We start from the raw sequence: 2,284 nt of genomic DNA, 5'->3' as shown, positions 1-2,284 counted from the left end.
TTAAGAAGTGCGCAACATTCTCATCAATCGCTATATCTGATTTAGTTCTATAAATATTTCTATATGAGACAACGCAGCCGGGCAATTTATGAAGCACAAAATGATTTATCTTGTCCGTGTTGCGATAAAACAATAAATGTCCGGCGCGATAAAACCTATCATATTTATCTAAAATCTCATGCGTTATAAATTTGCTCATATCGCCCCATATTACATCCGGGTCAACATGTCCCCAGAACTCATAATCCCGCAAATAATCCTGAAAAATTAACCCGTAAAGCGGCTTATAATCACATAATTTATAGGGAGTATTCAACACGCACTCAAAATCTAAATGTTTATTTGCGCGTTCTCTGATCTCGTCAAGAGTCATTTTTACGACGTGAACATTTTCGGGGATCTTATAGCATGAGCAGTCTATATCAGTGAACACAAAGAAGTCAAAATTTTTGTTGCAGCCCGCAGATTTCAGCCATAACGGGAAGTAATTCGGGAATGTCCCATAATACGGCAGTATCAGCGCAACCGAGTATTTATCTCGCATAAAACAACCTCCTGAAATAAAATTTTCATGACGCAGTAATTATATACGAACATAAAAACTCCCTGCAAGTTAATTCACTCACAGGGATTAAATTTTTCTCTAAGCCGGTGAACAGATTCGAACTGTTGACCTGCGCATTACGAGTGCGCTGCTCTACCACTGAGCCACACCGGCAATATTTGCAACAATTAGAGATTTTATCAGTTCACGAAATTTTTTACAAGTCTATATTTTGCGTTTTCTCCCGCTCATAAATAATAATACTAACAAGAATGCAAATATACTTGTAATAAACGAATTACACCCGCCCGACGAGTCATTATTTACGGGAACATAATATTGATCGGAATTAGTATTATAGTCAGCTTCATAATTTATATAGTCGTCATATGAGTCGCCCTCTGTGCCTTTCTCAGGCATTGTGTTATTTGCTTGATATTGAATAGACTCGGCTAAATCAAATATTAAATCTTTCTCGCTATTTCCGCGTAAAATTGCAGTCTTTATCTGGTAAGCTGTGAGACTCGAATTTGCCGCCTTCAACAGTGCCGCCGCTCCTGATATAAAAGGTGCTGCCATTGATGTTCCTTCGTGTGATTCAAGAGTGGGAGAATTCGAAGATTTTTGCAGGTATGTGCTAAGAATATCTACCCCCGGTGCTGAAATATTTGCGCCCGTATTAGTCCATGATGTAAGAGAGCCCGTTTTGTCATAAGCTGAGACGCTGATAAAATTATTCAGTCCTAAATAAGAAGCCGGATAAGCATAATCACCGACATTATATATTTTTGTTACAGAATTTTTTGCAGGCTGCCCGACTATTTGCGAATAATTCCCTGCTGCTGAAACCATCACGGTTTTATTTGTCTGATCTAAGACTTTCAACGCCCGCCAAAATGGATGAGTCACAAAATTATCATGTCCCGGAGTCGTTGACTCGTACCATTCAAATGACATATTGACCGCCGCAATATTATAGCCGCTGTTCACGAGTTCTGTTACATATTCAAAGGCTGTTATAACGTCTTCAAGTGTTCCTTCTCCTTTGCTGTCAAGTGCCTTAATGGGAATTAATTTAACGTCCCAGTTTACTCCGGCGATCCCTGAATTATTATTACCTTTCGCGCCTATTATTCCCGCAACGTGTGAGCCGTGCCCGTGATCGTCGAGTGCGTTTGCTGTCGAACCCGTTATAGTATTCTCGCCTAAATTTATTTCTACATTATCGGCCAAGTCCGGATTTGTCCAGTCAATGCCCGTGTCAATTATTGCTACATAAACATTATTATTTCCTGTTGTAACGTCCCATGCGTCAGGAGCGTTTATATATTCAAGTCCCCAGCATTGAGAATATTCGGGATCATTAGGAATCACTGAAGCACGAACTATATAATTTGGACAAGCCGCAATTACTTCGGGATTAGTGAGAAGTTCAGCCGCAAAATCTTCAGGACTCATATTATCATTATGCAGGACAGCAAATAAATTATTGCTATTGACCGATAAATTTTTAAAAGTTTTCACGACTCTGGCATTTGAAGTTGACGCAATTTTTTCGAGCCTAGAAATATTTATAGATGACGCACTGATTTTTGACTCGCCGGATTTGAGAACGACTATTACATTATTATTTGTAAACTTCCCGGCATAAGCACTACCAGCAAAAATTAATATCACGCAGATAACTAACAAAAATTTTTTCATGTTTATACATTGCCTCCTGTAATAAATAAATTTCAC

General features: G+C 38.7%; 2 protein-coding genes and 1 tRNA gene. All 3 read right to left on the bottom strand.

The annotated features are described in order from the left end of the window. Positions 1 to 544: hypothetical protein (locus IJS99_11025; protein ID MBQ7562339.1), on the bottom strand; the 544-nt coding region annotated here is incomplete at its 3' end. 102 nt (positions 545 to 646) lie between these two features. Then, positions 647 to 718, bottom strand: a tRNA-Thr gene (locus IJS99_11020). Positions 719 to 769: 51 nt separating this feature from the next. Further along, positions 770 to 2,248: a S8 family serine peptidase gene (locus tag IJS99_11015; protein ID MBQ7562338.1), complete on the bottom strand. Its 1,479-nt coding sequence runs from the start codon at positions 2,246 to 2,248 to the stop codon at positions 770 to 772. Positions 2,249 to 2,284: the final 36 nt, after the last annotated feature.

Source organism: Synergistaceae bacterium (assembly GCA_017444345.1).
Lineage (GTDB): Bacteria > Synergistota > Synergistia > Synergistales > Aminobacteriaceae > JAFUXM01.
This window is presented reverse-complemented; position numbering and strand designations above follow the sequence as displayed.

Bases quoted from the DNA above. Each gene is read 5' to 3' on its own strand.
- IJS99_11015 (MBQ7562338.1), bottom strand. From the start codon at position 2,248: ATGAAAAAATTTTTGTTAGTTATCTGCGTGATATTAATTTTTGCTGGT.